At 56.5% G+C, this 18,858-nt stretch carries 15 protein-coding genes and 4 pseudogenes; 12 read left to right on the top strand and 7 right to left on the bottom strand.

From position 1 onward, the window contains the following. Positions 1–182 precede the first annotated feature (182 nt). Positions 183–350, top strand: a pseudogene (locus AMK00_RS32230) (IS3 family transposase); the annotation flags it as partial. Between the two features lie 111 nt (positions 351–461). Here the strand turns inward: AMK00_RS32230 and AMK00_RS24515 are convergent. The 4 genes from AMK00_RS24515 to AMK00_RS24500 all read right to left on the bottom strand — a co-directional run bounded on the left by AMK00_RS24515 (position 462) and on the right by AMK00_RS24500 (position 4,551). Further along, complete coding sequence (locus AMK00_RS24515) at positions 462–2,051, bottom strand: class I tRNA ligase family protein (RefSeq protein ID WP_012489590.1); 1,590 nt, start codon at positions 2,049–2,051, stop codon at positions 462–464. A gap of 1 nt (position 2,052) precedes the next feature. Continuing rightward, entirely contained in the window at positions 2,053–2,382 is a 330-nt protein-coding gene (locus AMK00_RS24510) for a cupin domain-containing protein (protein ID WP_004677772.1), read from the bottom strand. Positions 2,383–2,403: 21 nt separating this feature from the next. Beyond that, positions 2,404–3,183, bottom strand: a complete 780-nt coding sequence (locus tag AMK00_RS24505) for a phytanoyl-CoA dioxygenase family protein (protein ID WP_010018321.1) — start codon at positions 3,181–3,183, stop codon at positions 2,404–2,406. A gap of 81 nt (positions 3,184–3,264) precedes the next feature. Next, the gene (locus AMK00_RS24500; protein WP_010009012.1) at positions 3,265–4,551 is read right to left on the bottom strand and encodes a lysine N(6)-hydroxylase/L-ornithine N(5)-oxygenase family protein; all 1,287 of its coding nucleotides are present in this window, start codon (positions 4,549–4,551) and stop codon (positions 3,265–3,267) included. Between the two features lie 764 nt (positions 4,552–5,315). On the opposite strand from AMK00_RS24500, the gene AMK00_RS24490 reads away from it, so the two are divergent. After that, positions 5,316–6,418 (top strand): IS3-like element ISRel21 family transposase gene (locus AMK00_RS24490; RefSeq protein WP_085994809.1). Its coding sequence is split into 2 segments (ribosomal slippage): positions 5,316–5,577 and positions 5,577–6,418, totalling 1,104 coding nucleotides; the frame shifts between segments, so codons are not numbered across the junction. 301 nt (positions 6,419–6,719) lie between these two features. Here AMK00_RS24490 and AMK00_RS24485 read toward each other — a convergent pair. Continuing rightward, positions 6,720–7,634 (bottom strand): hypothetical protein, encoded by a 915-nt coding sequence (locus AMK00_RS24485; RefSeq protein WP_010034735.1) that lies wholly within the window; start codon positions 7,632–7,634, stop codon positions 6,720–6,722. 934 nt (positions 7,635–8,568) lie between these two features. Between AMK00_RS24485 and nodA the strand changes: the two genes are divergently transcribed. Continuing rightward, positions 8,569–9,156, top strand: a complete 588-nt coding sequence (gene nodA, locus AMK00_RS24480; RefSeq protein WP_004679687.1) for a nodulation N-acyltransferase NodA — start codon at positions 8,569–8,571, stop codon at positions 9,154–9,156. A 410-nt stretch (positions 9,157–9,566) separates the two neighbouring features. On the opposite strand, the pseudogene AMK00_RS32730 reads toward nodA, so the two are convergent. Beyond that, positions 9,567–10,025 (bottom strand): annotated as a pseudogene (locus tag AMK00_RS32730) (GDP-mannose 4,6-dehydratase). Positions 10,026–10,256: 231 nt separating this feature from the next. Here AMK00_RS32730 and AMK00_RS31465 point away from each other — a divergent pair. The 9 genes and pseudogenes from AMK00_RS31465 (at position 10,257) to AMK00_RS24425 (ending at position 18,374) form a co-directional block, all read left to right on the top strand. Beyond that, a pseudogene (locus tag AMK00_RS31465) lies at positions 10,257–11,200 on the top strand (IS630 family transposase). 250 nt (positions 11,201–11,450) lie between these two features. After that, a complete protein-coding gene (gene nifH, locus AMK00_RS24460) occupies positions 11,451–12,344 on the top strand; it encodes a nitrogenase iron protein (protein WP_004675840.1) in 894 nt (297 codons plus the stop codon). A 107-nt stretch (positions 12,345–12,451) separates the two neighbouring features. After that, positions 12,452–13,954: a nitrogenase molybdenum-iron protein alpha chain gene (nifD, locus tag AMK00_RS24455; protein WP_010023084.1), complete on the top strand. Its 1,503-nt coding sequence runs from the start codon at positions 12,452–12,454 to the stop codon at positions 13,952–13,954. 123 nt (positions 13,955–14,077) lie between these two features. Further along, a complete protein-coding gene (gene nifK, locus AMK00_RS24450; protein ID WP_012489545.1) occupies positions 14,078–15,619 on the top strand; it encodes a nitrogenase molybdenum-iron protein subunit beta in 1,542 nt (513 codons plus the stop codon). Between the two features lie 58 nt (positions 15,620–15,677). Further along, positions 15,678–15,995 (top strand): annotated as a pseudogene (locus AMK00_RS24445) (nitrogenase component 1); the annotation flags it as partial. Between the two features lie 18 nt (positions 15,996–16,013). Continuing rightward, positions 16,014–16,502, top strand: a complete 489-nt coding sequence (locus AMK00_RS24440; protein ID WP_012489584.1) for a NifX-associated nitrogen fixation protein — start codon at positions 16,014–16,016, stop codon at positions 16,500–16,502. Between the two features lie 24 nt (positions 16,503–16,526). Continuing rightward, entirely contained in the window at positions 16,527–16,730 is a 204-nt protein-coding gene (locus AMK00_RS24435; protein ID WP_009991124.1) for a CCE_0567 family metalloprotein, read from the top strand. Then, on the top strand, positions 16,727–17,044 hold the full coding sequence (gene fdxB, locus AMK00_RS24430; protein ID WP_004677870.1) for a ferredoxin III, nif-specific: 318 nt from the start codon (positions 16,727–16,729) through the stop codon (positions 17,042–17,044). Before AMK00_RS24435 ends, fdxB begins: the two co-directional genes overlap by 4 nt. Positions 17,045–17,918: 874 nt before the next feature. Continuing rightward, positions 17,919–18,374, top strand: coding sequence for a phasin (locus AMK00_RS24425; protein ID WP_010024976.1), 456 nt, complete (start codon positions 17,919–17,921; stop codon positions 18,372–18,374). A gap of 13 nt (positions 18,375–18,387) precedes the next feature. On the opposite strand, the gene AMK00_RS24420 is transcribed toward AMK00_RS24425, so the two are convergent. Further along, on the bottom strand, positions 18,388–18,618 hold the full coding sequence (locus AMK00_RS24420) for an NAD(P) transhydrogenase subunit alpha (protein ID WP_225880318.1): 231 nt from the start codon (positions 18,616–18,618) through the stop codon (positions 18,388–18,390). Positions 18,619–18,858: the final 240 nt, after the last annotated feature.

Genomic DNA, 18,858 nt, shown 5'->3' with positions numbered 1-18,858 from the left:
ATGTGGAGCGGCGTCACCGAGCGACATGAAATGCTAGTGAACGGATGGGCGGAAGTAGGTTCATCATATCGCGATACCGGAGAGGCTTTGCCGTACGCTGGCTATCGACTGGCGGGCTCCTTCTGTTTGGAAGCATGTTCAAGATATTGGTGGCGTGCCAGTAATTTGTGATGAAAAGATCAACGCGCCTGAAGGCGCTTGAGGAAGAGAACGCCACACTGAAGAGACTGCTCGCCGAGCAGATCCTGGATACGGCCCCACTTCCCGAGCTCCTTAAAAAAATAGAAAGGCCCGCCGCCAAGCGCGACGCCGTCGCACGCCAGAAAGCCGTCGTGGGCCTTTCGGAACGAAGTAGGTCGCCCGACTGCCGCCTTGCGTTCTCCGCTATCGAGATGCCGTCATCCGGTCGGCGTCCGCGTTACTCGCCTCGGGATCGTCAAAGCGGTTGCCGTCATTAAAAGCTAAGAATTCGGCCGGACTTGCCTAAATCGTCTTTCATAAGCCTCTATGAAGGCTTCCGGAATCGGGTCGCTAAACAATGGGAAATCAACCGGTTTGCGTAAGCCGGTGCTTGGCCGGATAGTGCCGCCATCGAGCCCCGGCCGCCATCCGGCTCCAAAAAAGAAAGCACCATACCGCGCCGCAAGCATCGGGGTCACAGGATTAAGAAGGCTTAGAAATACGGAAACTTCCGCTGCGCTGACTGAGGTATCTGCCCTTGAAAAAGACGCAACGTCGAAAAAGGCGTCTATGGCGTCCATGGCATCCCAGACGCGCAAGTCCTGCACCGCTTCGGAATATCGTTTAACATTGTGGTTCTGCTCGACTGTCAGCTTGTCGGCCGTCAGCGTCTCGTTACATCCGGCGTACTTGCGCAAAGCCGTTTCGAAAGCACGAATTCTAGCCGCGGTCTGAAGCAGCCCCTCGATCAGAAAATCGTTGTCGTTTGCGCCAAATGGCTTGGCGAGGCTAGCCAAATAGTAGCGCAGCACGTTCGTGTCGATATCTGCTGCCACCTCGTCAGCCCACACAGCGTGGTCACGGCTAGTAGAAAATTTCGCGCCTTCGAGCTTATAAAAGTCCTGAATTGCATGGTTGTATGGAATCGCATAACCGCGCGAGAACAAACTAGCAGTAACGCCGATCGTGTAATAAAACCGGTTATCCTGACCCATGAAGAATACGAGTCTCGTGCTCGCGTTGCGCATAGTGTCATCGAGATCTGCGCCATTTTGCTTGCAGAGGCGTTCGATTCCTGTCTCATAGCACCACAATCCTTCAAACCAAGTCATTAAAGTTTGGCCTGCCACCTCCACCGGGTAGTTCAAAGTCACACCACGGTCGAAATGCCGCGACATCGGCAATGCCATCAGTTTTGACCGTAGCCAGTCAAGTTCTTTGCGCTTTATGGATTCCGGCCATCCGCTCGCCTCAATGGCGTGATCGAGCCCCGGAGCAAATTTTTCAAGCTCAAAATGAACCTGTCGAATCGGGCGCAAGATAAGGCTCTGGCCGCATGTCGTGTGAATCGGGTTGCGTAGTAGATTGTGTTGCAGCGCCGAGCCGCAATCTTCGCAAAGGTTACTATCTGTTGGCGCGTTACAAGCTGGACACTCTCCGACCGCGAGTGAGTCTGCGGCGAACTCTTCGCACGTCCCGCAATACAGTTGCTCTCCGTCGCGCAGCTCAACGTAGCCGGACGCTCTTAGTTGGTCGTAGATCGCCAAGCTGCGGTCTTTGTGGTCTTCGCTTGAAGTCCTTACAAATACGTCCGGTTCAATATCAACTGACCGCAGACACTGCAGAATTTCTTCAATGTGCATGTGTGCGACGTCATCAACCGGCCTGCCAAGCTTTCGGGCTTTCACCAGCGTGTAAGTGCCATGTTCGTCCGCACCTGTCACGTGATAGGCCGCGTTGCCTACCATGCGGTGGTAGCGTACGAACACGTCGGCGAGAAGGTACACGCCACCTATATGCCCAAGATGCAGCTTGCCGTTCGGGCACGGCGGCGCCGAGCAGGCAAAAAAAGTATGTTGGTTTGCTCTCAATTCAATCCCACCATATCGAAAGGAACTTTAAGCTGGTTTGAGGGCTGCTATTTTTGATCGCGTGTTTTTGGTGCGGCGCTATATAGACCATCGTGTCCCCACTGACTGCGGAGGTTTCTCCATCGGATTGAAACACGCCGCTGCCCGAGATCAATACCCAGAGTTCGTGCTCTGGGTGCGAATGAAGATCGACCGCATCGCCAGGTACCACCTCCACAATCGATGTGCCGAAAGCCGTTGCGACTGCCTGCGGTAGATGCTCAAGTAACCGGCACACCAGAACGCCATACTCCTGGCGCATGATTGAGCGGTCGATCTGTTTCGTATACATGTTTGCCTCTGTCCTCTGCCTTCAATCGCGATAGAAAATGCCGTTCGGCGGCTTGAGCTCGTCGATGTTGGAGACCTTGCCCTCGGGAGGGTTGTAGGCGCGTTTCAGTTTGTTGTATTCGGCCCTCGTTGGCCCACCAGTTGAGGCACGCTGGAACACGAGATAAATCACCCTTCGAGAATTTTCACTTTTGTTGGGCTTTGAGTAATGTGGGGCATAGTCGTCAAAGATGAAAATGTCACCGGCCTTCCACGTTACGGGCTCCCAGGCCAGCCTGTCCGCGACCTCGGGGTACATTACGCCGCCGGCGTCCATTGGGAACACGCCCTTTTTGTGGTTCCCGGGGCTGAAGAAAAGCCCTCCGTTGTCTGGGCCGGAATCGTCGATGCCTATTGCAACAATCGCGTGCACCATCCGGTCTGGTAGCTTATGTGGGATATGGTAGATGTCCTGATGCGGGCGATAGCCGCCGCTGTCGGAGTACTTAAAGATCAGCAACTCTTTGAGCATGCGGGCATTTTCCCCCAGTAACTCTTCGACGATCGACTCGATACGGTGGTCAGCCAGCAGTAAATCACGCAGGGGGGCGTTAAATTCGAGGAAGTTCTCGACCTTCGAAATGATCCTCCTACCGTCAGTTGTTTTTTCGAACCATATCAGCCATTTGTCTTCACTTGTCTCCCAGCACGAAACATCAGCCACAAGAGCTGAAAGTTTATCTCGGCTTTCTAGATCGAGAAATGACTCAATCCTAATGTATCCAACGTCATCCCATGTTGATTTTTGTTCTTTGGTTAACATGTGTAACTCCTTTTTAGATTTAAAGCCGCCTGGTAAAGCTGCGTCGTGAGCAGGCGCCCCGAGCTGCACTGCACTGGAGTGTTATCTTGCGTTTTGTGTCTCTTGAGCGGGAAGTAAACCTAGGCACCCAAGGATCGGCCGATCTGGGACGTTCAGATAGTATTCACGCCGAAGCAGGCTATTGATGATGCGACCGTTTCGGTAGGCGACGAGCGATAGATTCACACTCTGCAAGCCACTTTGGACTGGGGATCGGTTTTGCAGATATACCTGGCCGGGGGCGTTGTCCTCGAATTGAACGGAGTAATCGTCCTTCACGACCGGCAGACCGCCTTCCATAGAAGCGGAAGCCAATAGGCGATCGATAAACGCTAGCGGGCGAGGCTCGAAACCGGTGGCGAGTACGACCCGATCAGCCACTACAGTCGGTCGCTGACAGGTGCCGTGCGAAGCCAACAGCGCGTGCCAACCGTCCGCATGAGGAGACAACTCCTTCATGACGACTGCGGGTAGCAGTTGAATGACATCGTCAATATTGCCAGTCGCGCTGCGGTGATAGATAGTTTCGTAAATGCGGTTGCTCAATTCTGCTGAAATGCCGTCACTGGTGAGTTTTTCGTCGTCGACAATAGTGCGACGTTTTTTAAGTGGCAGCGAATGAAAGCGCTGGCTGTAAGACGGCGTGTATGACACGTTGATAAAAGAGCTGTCATCCCTCGTGAACAGGTTCCCGCGTGACGTCACCCATGTAATTTTACCGATACCCGGACTGCCCAATAGGTGTTCAACAACCTCCGCACCGCTCTGCCCCCCACCAACGACTAATACGCGTTCACCGATGTCGATTTGTGGCCGATCCAGATAGCTCGCCACATGGTAGACCTTCTCGCCCAGCCAAGGTTTGGCGCATTCGGGAATTGTTGCAACGACACCGACGCCAATCGCAACTGAGCGTGCATGGTAGTGATCTCGAGTCGTCGTCACGCGGTAACCCTCGTCTAATCTGGTTACGTCGGTAACCTCCTCCCCAAACCGGAGTTGTGGCAACTGATGCGCAACCCATTGGAAATACTGTGTGAACTCTCTTCGCGACGTGGTCGCGTCGCACCGGTTTACGAAGCTGTACAGCCGTCCATGCACCGCGAGGTAGTTGAGAAACGAAAACGGACTGGTCGGATCTGCAAGTGTCACACAGTCCTTCAGCGGAGATACCTGCAGGCGACTGTTGGGCAGCAGCAGCCCAGGATGCCAATCGAAGCCGCTTTCCTTTTCGAAAAAGGCAGTGCGCAGCGGCGTCGGACACGCGAGTGCTGCAAGACTAAGATTAAAGGGTCCGATGCCTATACCGATGAGATCCAGCACTTGCATAAACACACTTCCTTTGGTTGGGCGGGCACGTGGGCAGCGATACGGAAATCATTATCGAAGGACGTCTGTCTCCTACACCGCCCTCCACAATGTCTGACTGGCGATTGCGATGTTGAGAGCGACCAGACCCGCCATCACGAGCATGGCAACGTCGATGCCATAAACAGCAATTAATGTGCCACCGAGATACGGGAATTCGAACGAACCCACGAAAATAAGCGAGTGTAAAGACTTGGGAGGCCGTTGAGATTGACAGACCACGTTCGCCAGCGAGGTTCACCACCATCGCATTCAAGGTCGAATAAGTGAGACCGTAGCCTATCGCAAAGAGAACGGTGGCGACGACGTACAGCAGCTCGCTTCCCGGGTTCAAAACCAAAAGTCCGATCCCAATCAGTGTCGTCACGAAGAGGGTGAGTGCTAGGCGCCCAAGCGGCAACTTACCGATCATACCCGCGACGGAGAATCGCAATGTGACAGTCGTGACGGTGAATGTCAGAAAGAAGACATTCGGTGAGAGTCCGCGCGTTTCGGCATATATGCTTTGAAACGTGGACAGGCCTGCGAACGTACAAGCACCGATCGCCAACATGACCACCGGCAACACCGTTCTCCCCCACAAAATAGACATGGTCGTCGGATCGGATAAGCGACGGCGCTGGTAGAAAGTTGCGGCTGATGCTGATCTGAACCCTTCAAACTGGACCAATTTTGGTTAGAGTTTTCCGGTGCATTTTCCTGGCTGGGAAAGGGACCAGAAGACGATGAAAGCGTCGCAGTTTTCGGACGCTCAGAAGGCGTTCATTCTGAAGCAAGGTGATGAAGGCGTGTCGGTTGCTGAAATCTGCAGGAAGGCGGGGATCAGCCAGGCGACTTATTTCAACTGGAAGAAAAAATACGCGGGCATGCTGCCACCGGAGATGAAGAGGCTGAAACAGCTCGAGGACGAGAATTCGCGCCTGAAGAAGATCGTCGCGGATCTGACGCTGGACCGCGAGATGTTGCAGGATGTCATCCGCCGAAAGCTCTAAGGCCTGCTCGGAAGCGGGAGATGGTGAAAGGCATGTGCTGCGATTGGGCGATCTCGATCCGACGTGCTTGTGGAGCGTTGAACTTCGATCGATCAACTCACCACTATACCTCTCGCCGTGCTGATCAGGCCGGTCTGGAACGTCGTATTCGCGAGATCTGCGAGATCCGTGTGCGGTACGGCTATCGCCGCGTGCATGTGCTGTTGGAACGCGAGGGTTGGGGCACCAACATCAAGCGAACCTACCGCATTTACAGGGACTTGGGGCTACAGTTGCGGAACAAGACACCGAAGCGGGGGGTAAAAGCCAAGCTTCGCGAGGATCGGCACATGGCCGTCGGACCCAACGACGTCTGGGCGATGGACTTCGTTCACGACCAACTCGCAACGGGTAAGAAACTGCGCGTGCTGACGGTGGTCGACACCTTCTCGCGCTACGTGCCGGTGCTTGATCCACGTCATAGCTATAGAGGCGAAGACGTTGTGCAAACCCTTGAACGGGTGTGCCAAAAAGCCGGCTATCCGAAAACGATCCGTGTCGACCAAGGGACCGAGTTCGTGTCGCGCGACTTGGACCTGTGGGCCTATTCCAAGGGTGTGACGTTGGACTTCTCACGCCCCGGCAAGCCGACTGATAATGCTTTCATCGAAGCGTTCAATGGCCGCTTCCGTGCAGAATGCCTGAACCAGCATTGGTTCCTGACCCTTGCGGATGCCCGCGAAAAGATGGAGGATTGGCGTAGATACTACAATGAGGAAAGACCTCATGGTGCGATCGGCAACAAGGTGCCGATCTCGTTGGTGAATTCGGGAGGCGCAACCAGCCCGCCTCCCTGAATGAAGCCGGAAAACTCTAGCATCCGGTGGTCCAACGTTTGGGAGCGTTTCAAAGACCGCCGAGGCTCTAATCGCCGCCGGATGAAAATTCAGTGGCAGGTCATTTGGTCTCGATGTTGCACAAGGAGCCAATTCCAGCGGCCACGAAGTACTTGGTATGCACCCGTGGGAACAACATGGGCGCTTCAATTGAACGGAAACTCAAATTTATGGCTGGCTCTGACAAATTACGGACGATCAGCGATAGTTCGGGTCTCCAGCGGGATTGCAGCATGAGGCCGGCAGTCAATACCAAAGGACATTACTGCGACTTCGCCGAATGCCGGTAATAGACATCCGCCAGAATGTGGTGGTCATGGCGGTAGACTTCGGCCATGATATTATAGAGGCTTGGATCGTGAGCCTCGAAATCTTCTGATGTGGCAATGGTGAGATTGCCTCGGCTGTAAGCCAAGTTCGTATTGAACCAAAATCGCGTGCCCTCGGCCCAATACTCATCGACGTTGTTCTCCATATAGGAACACGCCCAGAGGCCTTTCTCGTAGGCGTGCGAATAGGCACGTTCAACTCGTGCAACGAGATCAGGATCTACCGTGCGCAGCGCGTTGAAAATATTATGTGAGAATTCGTGAACAAGAATGTTCCCGCCGTAATACCGCGTGCCCGGCACGCCCATCAAATTCTCCACAGCTCCCGTCGTGTAGAGCCCGCCCATGCCGCGCGCCCTTTGTGCCCAGTAGTCTCGGGCAGTCATCTTGCCGATCGTGTTGGCGTAATCCCGCCGCTCGTCAGGGGTGAGACGTGGATCATCGGGAAGAGGCTTCTTCCAATCCCGCTGCTCGGGAATATCAGTCGTCGTCTCGTCAATTGCCATGACGCCCACCCGCGCTCCAGCCTGGATTAAAGCATCGCGGACATCACGGCGTTCTGACAACATGTAGAGGACAATGTCACGTGAGATCAATAGTGCCGTGTCTGGAACCTTGTTTGACGAAATAATAGGTATGCCCGCTGCGTCAGCATATTTGGCATAAAATGGATCCAGATTGAGTGATGTCGGTGGGCTGCGAACTATGAAAGTCTCGAAACTCGATACATCAGCCGCGGACAAAGGCGAGTCAGATAAGACATTCTCAGCGCCGCCGAGTCTGCCTGCGGATGCAGCAAGAAGGTACCCACCGCACAACACCATCCCCATCGAGCATACATCCATCATCGTGACCTCTCGTTAACGGCTGTCTTTCGTGAGACGACGCAACAACCGTGCCAGTCACTAAGTATTTCCTCGGGGGCTCATCGGCGCCGCCGGCTCTGTACCAGACCATGTGCGTGACGATCGGCATCCGGTGACCAGGGTATGACGATCACCTCATACCGTTATCTAGGAGAAAATTGCGATCTCGCGGCCGCCTCGCCAGTCCTGGGAGGCGTTTGCTGTGTCCGGGGTCCTAAAACTTGCACCGGAAACGCACTGATCTAGGAATCCATTCCTGTACCCATCATCTTCTCCCGAGGTCGGGATCGCCAGGCAAGTATGTCCTCTGGCAATCTTCGCCGATACCCAGCGTGCCGGTCCATGGGCTGCGATAGCCAAAGCGAACCAGGGCGTTTTGCGAGGGGAACCCCTTTCAGATTCAACAGGAGAATGCTGCTGCCTATCGCCGCGTCCCATTTTGTGTGGAATCAGACTGTCGCAAACCGAACATTCCGAAAAAACCCCTCCGCCAGGTCGGGTCGTTCGACGACTTTCGACGCCGGGATAGACCAGCCCGGTTCCGCCGAGGGTTCTAATGTGATCTCGACAATTTGCCTGATTATCGCCGAAAACGTCTTTGGCTTGCTTCTGCCTGAGTAGCGAGCCTCTCAGTCATGGTCAACTTTTCAGTTCAATGTCCTGGATGCCTGATCAAGATGATCCAGCATGATGGACAAGGCGGCATGTTCACGAAGAAGTTGGAGCAGCCGCTTCATCTGGCGTCGGCAGCCGATGGCAGGCCGATTGATTGGAACGCATCCATTGGACGGATGAGTTCCATCCAAACAAATGATTTCACCAGCTTATACCAGTGCCATTAGAAGCGCCCCAACGAGTGCGTATCAAGTAGTTGCTCTGTCGACGCCTGGACAGAGTATTAAGTGGAGGTTTAGGTATGAGCCCTCAGGTGCGGTGGAAAGTGTGCTGGGAAAACGAGTTGGAGCTCTCTGACCACACGGAGCTCGCAGATTTCTTTCGGAAGACCTATGGGCCAACTGGAGCTTACAACGCCCTTCCATTCGAAGGTGCTCGTAGTTGGTCAGGAGCTAGGCCCGAGCTTCGCGTAATAGGCTATGATGCGCACGGTGTGGCCGCTCACATGGGGTTGTTGCGTCGTTTCGTTCGGGTTGGCGAGGTCGATCTACTCGTATGCGAGCTTGGATTGTGGGGCGTGCGTCCAGATCTTGAGGGGTACGGCATTAATTCGATGCGCATTGTTTACCCAGTGCTGCAGCAACTTGGCGTTCGGTTTGCGTTCGGCGGTGTTCGGCAGGCGTTGCGCAACCTTGTTCTCAGGCTCTGCCGAAATGGTCTTGCGACGGTTTTGGAAGGGGTACGCGTGCGATCCACCCTTGCCGATGTTTATCTCAACCTCCCGCCGACGCGCTGTGAAAACGTAATTTTGGTAGTATTCCCAATAGGATGCTCAATGAGTGATTGGCCATCGGGGACCTTGATCGAGCGGAATGGCCCTGAGCTATGAAAGAGCATGGTCCCATAGCTGAAGTTATCCGAAGAGACGGTGGCGGCCCAGTGATCGGTGCGTCTATTTAACCCTCGATGACGGACCGACCCACACGATGACACATCCCGCACCTTTCGATCTGCGAACGCTTAGACGTCAAGCGTGAGATATTCGAGACAAGCAGGACCATCAGGAACATATGCCCCGAAGCCTCGGTACCGCAATCCGGGCACCTGGTGGAAGTATGAACATCATCGGCTAATGCCGTATTTTTGCGCGCTCGCGGGTTCACGATCCGCGCTCCTCGTTCGACCCGCTAACTGACGCCACTGCCGCAGAGCACGGCATCGGAGCCTGCGCACAAGCGCACTGCCGACCATACTGCGATGGCCGACAACCCAGATCTTCTTGTTGGACAAGTCGTACACTCAGAGCTCTTCCCGGCTGTTCAGGGCCTTCCAGTGCTTGACATCCTCGCGCACCATCTCGGCGACGAGCTCCTGAACCGGGGCCTTGTGTTGCCAGCCCAGCTTCTGGCGGGCCTTGGTCGGATCACCGGCAGAAGATCAACTTCCGTCGGGCGGAGGTATCGAGGATCGACTTCAACAAGGCAGGCACCGGACGCGGAGTCGTAGCCAGTCGACGCCGGACGCCTTCCATTCCAAAGTAATGTTCACGTCGGCAAAAGCCCGCTCGAGAAATTGGCCGACACTCGTCGTCTCGCCGGTCGCCAAGACGTGGCCATCCGGTTTGTCCTGCTGCAGCATGCGCGACATGCCCTCGACATACTCACGTGCGTGGCCCCAGTCGTAGCTCCTGGCGCTGTTTTTGGCCAGCTGTCGGGCGCGGCGGGCCTGCGCGATCGAAGTTGGCTTGTTCAGCCACAAGGCGAAGCTCTATCACCTGGGCGCTCGCAGCGTCTCCCGTGCGATACGCCATTTCTCTCTTGGCTACAGGGATGTGCGATTGTCTCCTGTTTTCAAAGCTCTTTGTCCTGCTGATGGTCGCGGTCGCGCTGGCGCGCGGTCGACCTAGACATGTCCTGCGATTGATGAATCGATTGTGAGGTGACGAGAGCGACCGAAGCTGATTCAACATCCACAGCGGAGAGGTGGATGATGGGACAGGCCCTGAGCGATGATCTCCTAATACGGGTTTTGAAAGCGTCTGCGGCGGGCATGTCGGCTCGACAGGCTGCGGCTCGTTTCGGAGTTGGGATTTCGACGGCGATCCGCTGGATTGAAGAGCGAAAGAGGGTGAGTTAACTGCTCTGCCACAGAGCTGGAGACGACCTTCGGCAGTGGATGCACACGAGGAATTCGTTGTCGCGTTGATCAACGAGCGTAGGGATGTGACGCTCGATGAGATGGTTGAGCGCTTGTCCGTCGAGCGGCAGGTGAAGATCAGCCGCAGCGCACTTGGCGCCTGGCTTCGAGGCCGTGGGTGGACCTTTAAAAAAAGACCGCACACGCACTGGAGCAGGACCGACCGGACGTCCTGAAGCGCCGGCGCGCCTGGTTCGATGGTCAATTGGACCTCGATCCGGAGAAACTGATCTTCATCGACGAAACCGGCCTCTCGACCAAGATGTCACGTCTGCGCGGACGTGCATTGCGAGGTGAGCGTTTGCCGTGCCGGCGTGCCGCACGGCCATTGGAAAACAACGACTTTCACCGGTGCGTTGCGCCTCAGCGGAATGACCGCCCCATTCGTCTACGATGGCGCGATGAACGGCAACGTCTTCCTTGCGTATGTCGAACAGGTGCTGGTGCCGCCCCTGGAGATCGGCGACGTCGTCATTATGGATAACCTGCCTGCACACAAGATAGCCGGTGTCCGCGATGCCATCGAACGTGCCGGCGCCAAGCTCATGTTCCTGCCGCCCTATAGTCCGGACTTCAATCCAATCGAGAACGCATTCTCGAAGCTGAAAGCCATGTTGCGAGGCCGAGCCGAGCGAAAGATCGATGCTCTATGGGATGCGGTCGGGGCCTTGATACCTCGCTTCACTGCGGCAGAATGCGCAAACTACCTTAAGGCCGCTGGATATGACCCAGATTGAGCAGGATTTGCTCTAGCGGTGCAAGTGATGCCATCACGACACCGTCTGTCGGCTTTGTCTGATCGGCGACATTAGGTTTGTTTGGCAGTTTCCTGTGGTGGTTCGGAGTAACTTTCTGAAACCCAACAAAAAGATCTTTCCTTTGGCTCGATCGGCCCACATGGCACGGGTTTTGAAGATTGCCATGCGAGGCGGCGCGAGCTGCCTGCCTTTTACTCAGCGATGGATGGAACGAAAGAAGGAAGGCGATATGTCAGATTTGCGTCAAATCGCATTTTACGGCAAAGGGGGGATCGGCAAGTCCACCACCTCCCAAAATACGCTCGCAGCGCTTGTCGACCTCGGGCAGAAGATCCTGATCGTCGGATGCGACCCGAAAGCCGACTCCACCCGGCTGATCCTGAACGCCAAAGCACAGGACACGGTTCTTCATCTGGCGGCGCAGGAAGGTTCGGTGGAAGACCTTGAGCTCGAGGACGTGCTCAAGGCCGGCTACAAAGGCATCAAGTGCGTGGAGTCCGGCGGTCCGGAACCGGGCGTCGGCTGCGCCGGGCGCGGCGTCATCACCTCGATCAATTTCCTCGAAGAGAACGGTGCTTATGACGATGTCGACTACGTCTCCTATGACGTGCTCGGCGATGTGGTGTGCGGTGGCTTCGCGATGCCGATCCGTGAGAACAAGGCCCAGGAGATCTACATCGTGATGTCCGGCGAGATGATGGCGCTCTATGCCGCCAACAACATCGCCAAGGGCATCCTGAAATATGCCCATTCCGGCGGCGTGCGGCTCGGCGGCCTGATCTGTAACGAGCGCCAGACGGACCGCGAGCTCGACCTCTCCGAGGCGCTGGCTGCCAGGCTCAATTCCAAGCTCATCCACTTTGTGCCGCGTGACAACATCGTCCAGCACGCCGAGCTCAGGAAGATGACGGTGATCCAGTACGCGCCGGACTCCAAGCAGGCCGGGGAATATCGGGCGCTAGCCGAGAAGATCCATGCCAATTCGGGCCAAGGGACCATTCCGACCCCGATTACCATGGAAGAGCTCGAAGACATGCTGCTCGACTTCGGCATCATGAAGAGCGACGAGCAGATGCTGGCCGAACTACAGGCCAAGGAGTCAGCGGTGGTTGCGGCTCAATAACTGCCGCTGTCGACAGGACGCGCTGGCCCTTGCGCCAGCGCGTCCTTCCAAGAAAGCCGCTTCGGCGACGACGACCTAACCCGAACCTTGAAAGGGGGCAGGGGCCCATGAGCCTTGATTACGAGAATGACAGCGTTTTGCATGAACAGCTCATTGCGGAAGTATTAGCGCAATATCCAGACAAGGCGGCGAAGCGCCGCAAGAAGCACCTCAGCGTCGCAACGAGCGGCGACGAGCCTGGCGATGAGCCGAAGGCCCTTTCCGAATGCGACGTCAAATCGAACATCAAGTCCATTCCGGGCGTGATGACGATCCGCGGCTGCGCCTATGCCGGTTCCAAAGGCGTGGTATGGGGGCCGGTCAAGGACATGGTCCACATCTCGCACGGGCCGGTCGGTTGCGGTCATTATTCCTGGTCGCAACGCCGCAACTACTACGTCGGCCTGACGGGCATCGACACGTTCGTGACGCTGCAGTTCACCTCAGACTTCCAGGAAAAGGACATCGTGTTCGGCGGCGACAAGAAGCTTGAACAGGTCATCGACGAGATCGAGGAGCTTTTCCCCCTCAACAACGGCATCAGCGTGCAGTCGGAATGCCCGATCGGGCTGATTGGCGACGACATTGAGGCGGTGTCGCGCAAGAAGGCCAAGGAGCACGAAAAGACGATCGTGCCGGTGCGCTGCGAGGGCTTCCGCGGCGTCTCGCAATCGCTCGGCCACCACATCGCCAACGACGCCATCCGTGACTGGGTTTTCGACAAGAACGAAGTCGAGTTTGAGACCGGCCCTTACGATGTCAACGTCGTCGGCGACTACAATATCGGTGGCGACGCGTGGGCTACGCGCATTCTATTGGAGGAGGTGGGGCTGCGCGTGGTCGGCAACTGGTCGGGTGATGCCACGCTCGCTGAGGTCGAGCGCGCGCCAAAGGCCAAGCTGAACCTCATCCACTGCTACCGCTCGATGAACTACATCTGTCGGCACATGGAGGAAAAATACGGCATCCCGTGGATGGAATACAATTTCTTTGGTCCGTCCCAGATCGAAACCTCCCTGCGCGAAATAGCCAAGCACTTCGGTCCGGAAATCGTCGACAAGACCGAGGCTGTCATCACCAAGTACCGGCCCCTGGTCGATGCTGTCGTCGATAAGTACCGGCCGCGCCTCGAAGGCAAGACGGTGATGCTCTATGTCGGCGGCCTGCGTCCTCGCCACGTCATCACGGCCTATGAGGACCTCGGCATGCGGATCGTCGGCACCGGCTACGAGTTCGCCCACAACGACGACTATCAGCGCACCGGCCATTATGTGAACAAGGGTACGCTGATCTATGACGACGTGACCGGTTACGAGCTGGAAAAGTTCATCGAAGGCATCCGCCCCGACCTTGTTGGGTCCGGTATTAAAGAGAAGTATCCGGTGCAGAAGATGGGCATCCCCTTCCGCCAGATGCACTCCTGGGATTATTCCGGCCCGTATCACGGCTATGACGGCTTCGCCATATTCGCCCGCGACATGGATCTGGCCATCAATAATCCGGTGTGGGATCTCTACGACGTCCCCTGGAAAAAAGAGGCCGCGCCAGCTGAGGCGGTTGCGGCCGAATGAGAGCCTGGCCTGTCTTGGGAAGGGGCAGGCCAGGCTCTTCCCATCGGACTTGATCCGCACTCGTGACAGATGACATCCCATTGCCGCCACCGGTGCGGCGCGATGAAAAGAAAGGTGCTTACTATGCCGCAGTCGGCGGAAAAAGTTCTCGACCATGCTCCCCTGTTCCGCGAGCCGGAATACAGGCAGATGCTCGCCGAGAAGAAAGCCAATTTCGAATGCCCCCACCCGGATCAGGTCGTTGCCGATCAAAACGACTTCACGAAGACCTGGGAGTATCGCGAAAAGAACCTGGGCCGCGAAGCCCTGGTCGTGAACCCGGCCAAAGCCTGCCAGCCGCTCGGTGCCGTCTTCGCAGCCGCAGGCTTTGAGCAAACGATGTCCTTCGTCCATGGCAGCCAGGGCTGCGTCGCCTATTACCGTTCGCATCTGTCGCGTCACTTCAAGGAGCCTTCATCGGCGGTCTCGTCCTCGATGACGGAGGACGCGGCGGTGTTCGGCGGGTTGAAGAACATGGTCGACGGGCTCGCCAATACATACAAGCTCTACGATCCGAAGATGATCGCCGTCTCGACCACCTGCATGGCCGAAGTCATTGGAGACGACCTCCACGGCTTCATCGAAAACGCAAAGAACGAAGGGTCGGTCCCGCACGACTTCGATGTTCCTTTCGCCCACACGCCTGCCTTCGTCGGCAGCCACGTCGATGGCTATGACGGCATGATCAAGGGCATTCTGGAGAACTTCTGGAAAGGCAACGAGCGGAAGGAGGTTGCTCAAGCCATCAACATCATTCCCGGCTTCGACGGCTTCTGCGTCGGCAACAACCGCGAACTGAAGCGCCTGCTCGACATGATGGGCGTATCCTACATCTTCATCCAGGATGCCTCCGACCAGTTCGACACGCCGTCTGACGGTACGTACCGCATGTATGACGGCGGCACGAAGATCGAGGACTTGAAAACGGCGTTGAATGCCGAAGCGACCCTGTCGCTGCAGCACTATAACACGCGCAAGACGCTGGAATATTGCAAGGAGGTCGGTCAGGCTACGGCCTCGTTCCATTATCCGCTGGGTGTCCAGGCGACCGACGAATTCCTGATGAAGGTCTCGGAGATTACCGGCAAGGAAATTCCTCCGGCAATCGGCCTGGAACGCGGCCGTCTCGTCGACGCTATGGCAGATAGTCAGGCCTGGCTGCACGGGAAGAAATACGCGATCTACGGCGATCCTGACTTCGTCTACGCCGTTGCCCGGTTCGTCTTGGAAACCGGCGGTGAGCCGACCCACTGCCTTGCTACCAACGGCACGCCGGCCTGGGAAGCCGAGATGAAGGCGTTGCTCGCATCCTCGCCCTTCGGCCAGGATGCCCAGGTCTGGGCGGGCAAGGACCTGTGGGCGTTGCGCTCGCTGCTCTTTACCGAGCCGGTTGATCTTATGATCGGCAATTCCTATGGCAAGTATCTCGAGCGCGACACCGGCACCCCATTGATCCGGCTGACCTTTCCGATATTCGACCGGCACCATCACCACCGTTTCCCGCTCATGGGCTACCAGGGCGGCCTGCGCGTCCTGACGACGATCCTCGACAAGATCTTCGACAAGCTCGATCGCGAGACGAGCGAGCCGGGTGTGACGGACTATTCGTACGACCTGACCCGCTAGGAGCGCGGCGGTCGGCCTTGTGAGGCCGGCCCGCCTTCATCTGAACTTGGAGACCGCAATGCCCTTGCTCAATGCTAAAGTCCAGGATGTCTTCGACGAGCCTGCCTGCGAGAAGAACCGCAGCAAGGATTCCAAGGCGCGCAAAAACGGCTGTTCGAAGCCGCTGATCCCCGGGGCGGCAGCCGGCGGATGCGCTTTCGATGGCGCCAAGATCGTGCTGCAGCCGATCACCGACGTCGCGCACCTGATCCATGGGCCTCTCGGCTGTGAGGGCAATTCCTGGGACAACCGAGGATCGGCTTCTTCAGGTCCAACGCTCTGGCGCACGAGCTTCACGGCGCTGACCGAAGCAGGCGCCACCGAAAAGAAGCCTTTCGATGAGGAGGACTAGGACATGGGTACATTGACAGGAAGTACGGATGGCCCTGCTGTCAACGAGGATGGGGATCTCGCCACCCCTTTTCTCAGATGCCTCATAAGGCTCATCCGCGCTCAGGATGCCCATGGGGCGTGGGAAGGCAAATCGGACGCTGACCTGCTGGCCGACTTCATCCTCACCAAGGAGCAGCGCCGTAAGATCCCGATCATAGGCGATCCCGATCCTGATGTGCTGTGGAGGCTACAGAATTTTTACAGTTGCGTGGGGCTTGTGATCGAAGAGTGCACAGGCCTGTTGGCATCGCCGATCATGACGATCGGCCATGAGGGCTTCGGCCGCTTGCTTTTCACGACTGGACGGTTGGTCGTTCTGTCGAAGACCCTGCGCGATGTCCACCGGTTCGGCTTTGAGACGCTAGGCAAGCTCGCCGAGACCGGCACGAAAATGGTCGATGACGCTATTGAAGTTATCGAAACCTATCCCGACGTGGCGCGGGCATCATGAAATCAATTTTCGAGGAAAGAGATCATGTCAGACATTGTGGAGCAGCTGAAGAAGGTCCGCAAGCTGCAGTCCCGCGCCGCCGCTGCGAAGATGGAGTTGCACGATCTTGCCGAGGACCTTCCGATTAATTGGGCTAGAATCAAGACCATTGCAGGAGAGACGTTCGACGCCTTCGCCGAGTTGAACGCTGCGAAGGAAGAGCTCGCTGCATTGGAGAATTCACGATGACTGGCCCTTTCGTCACGCGCGACGGCTCCAGCTGGGTGCCGGAGTACCTGACCTGCATCGATGCTACAACCTGCATCGGCTGTGGCCGATGCTTCAAAGCCTGCTCTCGCGAAGTCATGCACCTCTATGGCGTCGGTGAAGCGGGTGAAATCCTCGGCATCTGCGACGACGAGGAGGAAGACTTCGATGGCGAGCTCAATCGTATGATCATGGTTGTCGATGAGGCCGGCCGCTGCATTGGTTGCGGCGCCTGCGCGCGCGTCTGCCCGAAGAACTGTCAGACCCATGTCGCGGCAGACAAGGTTACTGCGTGATCTCGCGAACAAGTCAACGCTGTTACCTTCAGATCGTTTGTTGTCTCCTGCTGCTCGTCGTCTGCGCAAACGAACGAACGTAGTTACTTCGTGTGGCATTCCATCCACAAAGTTAGCGCTGCGATGGTGGCTAGTTCGTCGCTTCTTTCAATAGGACTTTTTTAAAAGCGCGAAGTGGCGATCGCTGTCTCGTCGCCCTCGGCGATGAACTTATCCGGTTGCCAAGGCAGATGCCCCGCGATTGGATCGCCACAGATCGTGCCGTTCGTGTCCCATGCCTGATCCGCGGATGCGGCGGTTCTAATCAATGGCGGCCGGTGCAAAGAAGGCACTGCAATTGCACGCAATGTCTCGCGCAAGCTGACCGTCAAGGTAAGCACCAGTGCGCAGCTGACGGAGGCACTTGCGGCGAGGACCGCAACGCCACTTTCCACCCCGCAGGCTCAATACGATCCGACACAGGACGATCCTGAGCGCGGTTGAATTACATGCTAATTCCCTTGTCCCCAGCGCAACCGTCGACATTTCTCGCAAATGTCGGGCATCCGCCACTTTTGTCAGGTTTGTCGTGATTGGAACGTTTTGTTCGCCGGTCTCTCCGTCAAATACACATCAACCTGCCCTCAACCCGCCCATTGATAAAAGAAAATGATCTTCTTGGCGCGTCGGAGCAGTTGGCATGGTGTTTGCTGATCCCTGGTTACAAGCGGCAGAAAGCAGTCTGCATTATGCCGGTTCATGAAACGAACGGAACGGAGGCCACCTGACCGTTCGTCATCGGATCCGCGTTCTACCAAGCGGCCATGCATCCGCCGGCGGAAGGGTCAATCCCGATGTCACAGCTTGCAACCAACTCAAAGAGAAGGAAAATGCAATGACCAAGATTTCCGAAAGATCCTTTGAAACGATCGAAAACCCGGGGTCATCGTCGCTCAAGGTGCCAGATCAGTTCGGCGCATCTGTTGAAAAGGGGAACAAGAAGGTGACAGAGGCTTTTTTGAAATTTGCGTCCGGCGCTGAAGCGACACAGAAAATGCTGCCTCCGATCCTCGAAACGACAAGTCTATTCGGCAACGAATTGTGGTGGAAGACGATCGCTGCACTGCAGGCCGACGCCGAGGCCAGCTTCTCACATTTGCAAGCTTTGCTGGGCGCGAATTCGCCGTCGCAGATCCTCGAACAGCAGTCGACCTTTTTCCGCAAGCGCGTTGAGACAAGTTTGCAGCACGCCAAGGAAGTCCGGGTGCTCTCAAGCAGGGCGGTGGAGGAAATCTCAAAGCCGGTCAAGGATGCTTTTGACAAGGTGCTGACGGACCTCAAGGCGACGTAAAACTGAGGAGACCCTAGAAATACCGCGCGGTGATCTGCCCGGTGAAGAAACACCTGAAGTTCGCACTCGCTTCGATGACCGCCCGGTAACCCCGATCTTTCCCATTCATCTTCTGTGCACGGCTGATGCGCGGGACCATGTCTATGGCGCTTATATTCGCGCCCGAATGCAGAGCCCGCTTGAGCAACTCATTGTTGGCTGCGGGATAGAAGAAAGCGATTAGCGTCTTTTCAGGCGACAGCAGGGCGACCTCATTGATCGAGGCGCACCTTGACGATCACGTCGGCGGCCGCGGCGAGGGCCTGTGGAATTGGAAAACGACCACGACTTCCGCGTTTCGGTAGGCTTCGCTCGAGATTCCCGCCGTTAGGCCGGCACCAGTTCCACTGGCGATCAACAAACTATCGCCGGGGGCCAGCGCATGGAGCGAGCCGAAACCGTGGGATGGCTCGACCGGCGACAGCACGCGGACACCAATTTGTTT

This window comes from Rhizobium sp. N621 (assembly GCF_001664325.1).
Taxonomy (GTDB): Bacteria; Pseudomonadota; Alphaproteobacteria; order Rhizobiales; family Rhizobiaceae; genus Rhizobium; species Rhizobium esperanzae.
Note: the sequence above shows the minus strand (reverse complement) of the source record. Positions and strands in the feature narration are given on the sequence as shown.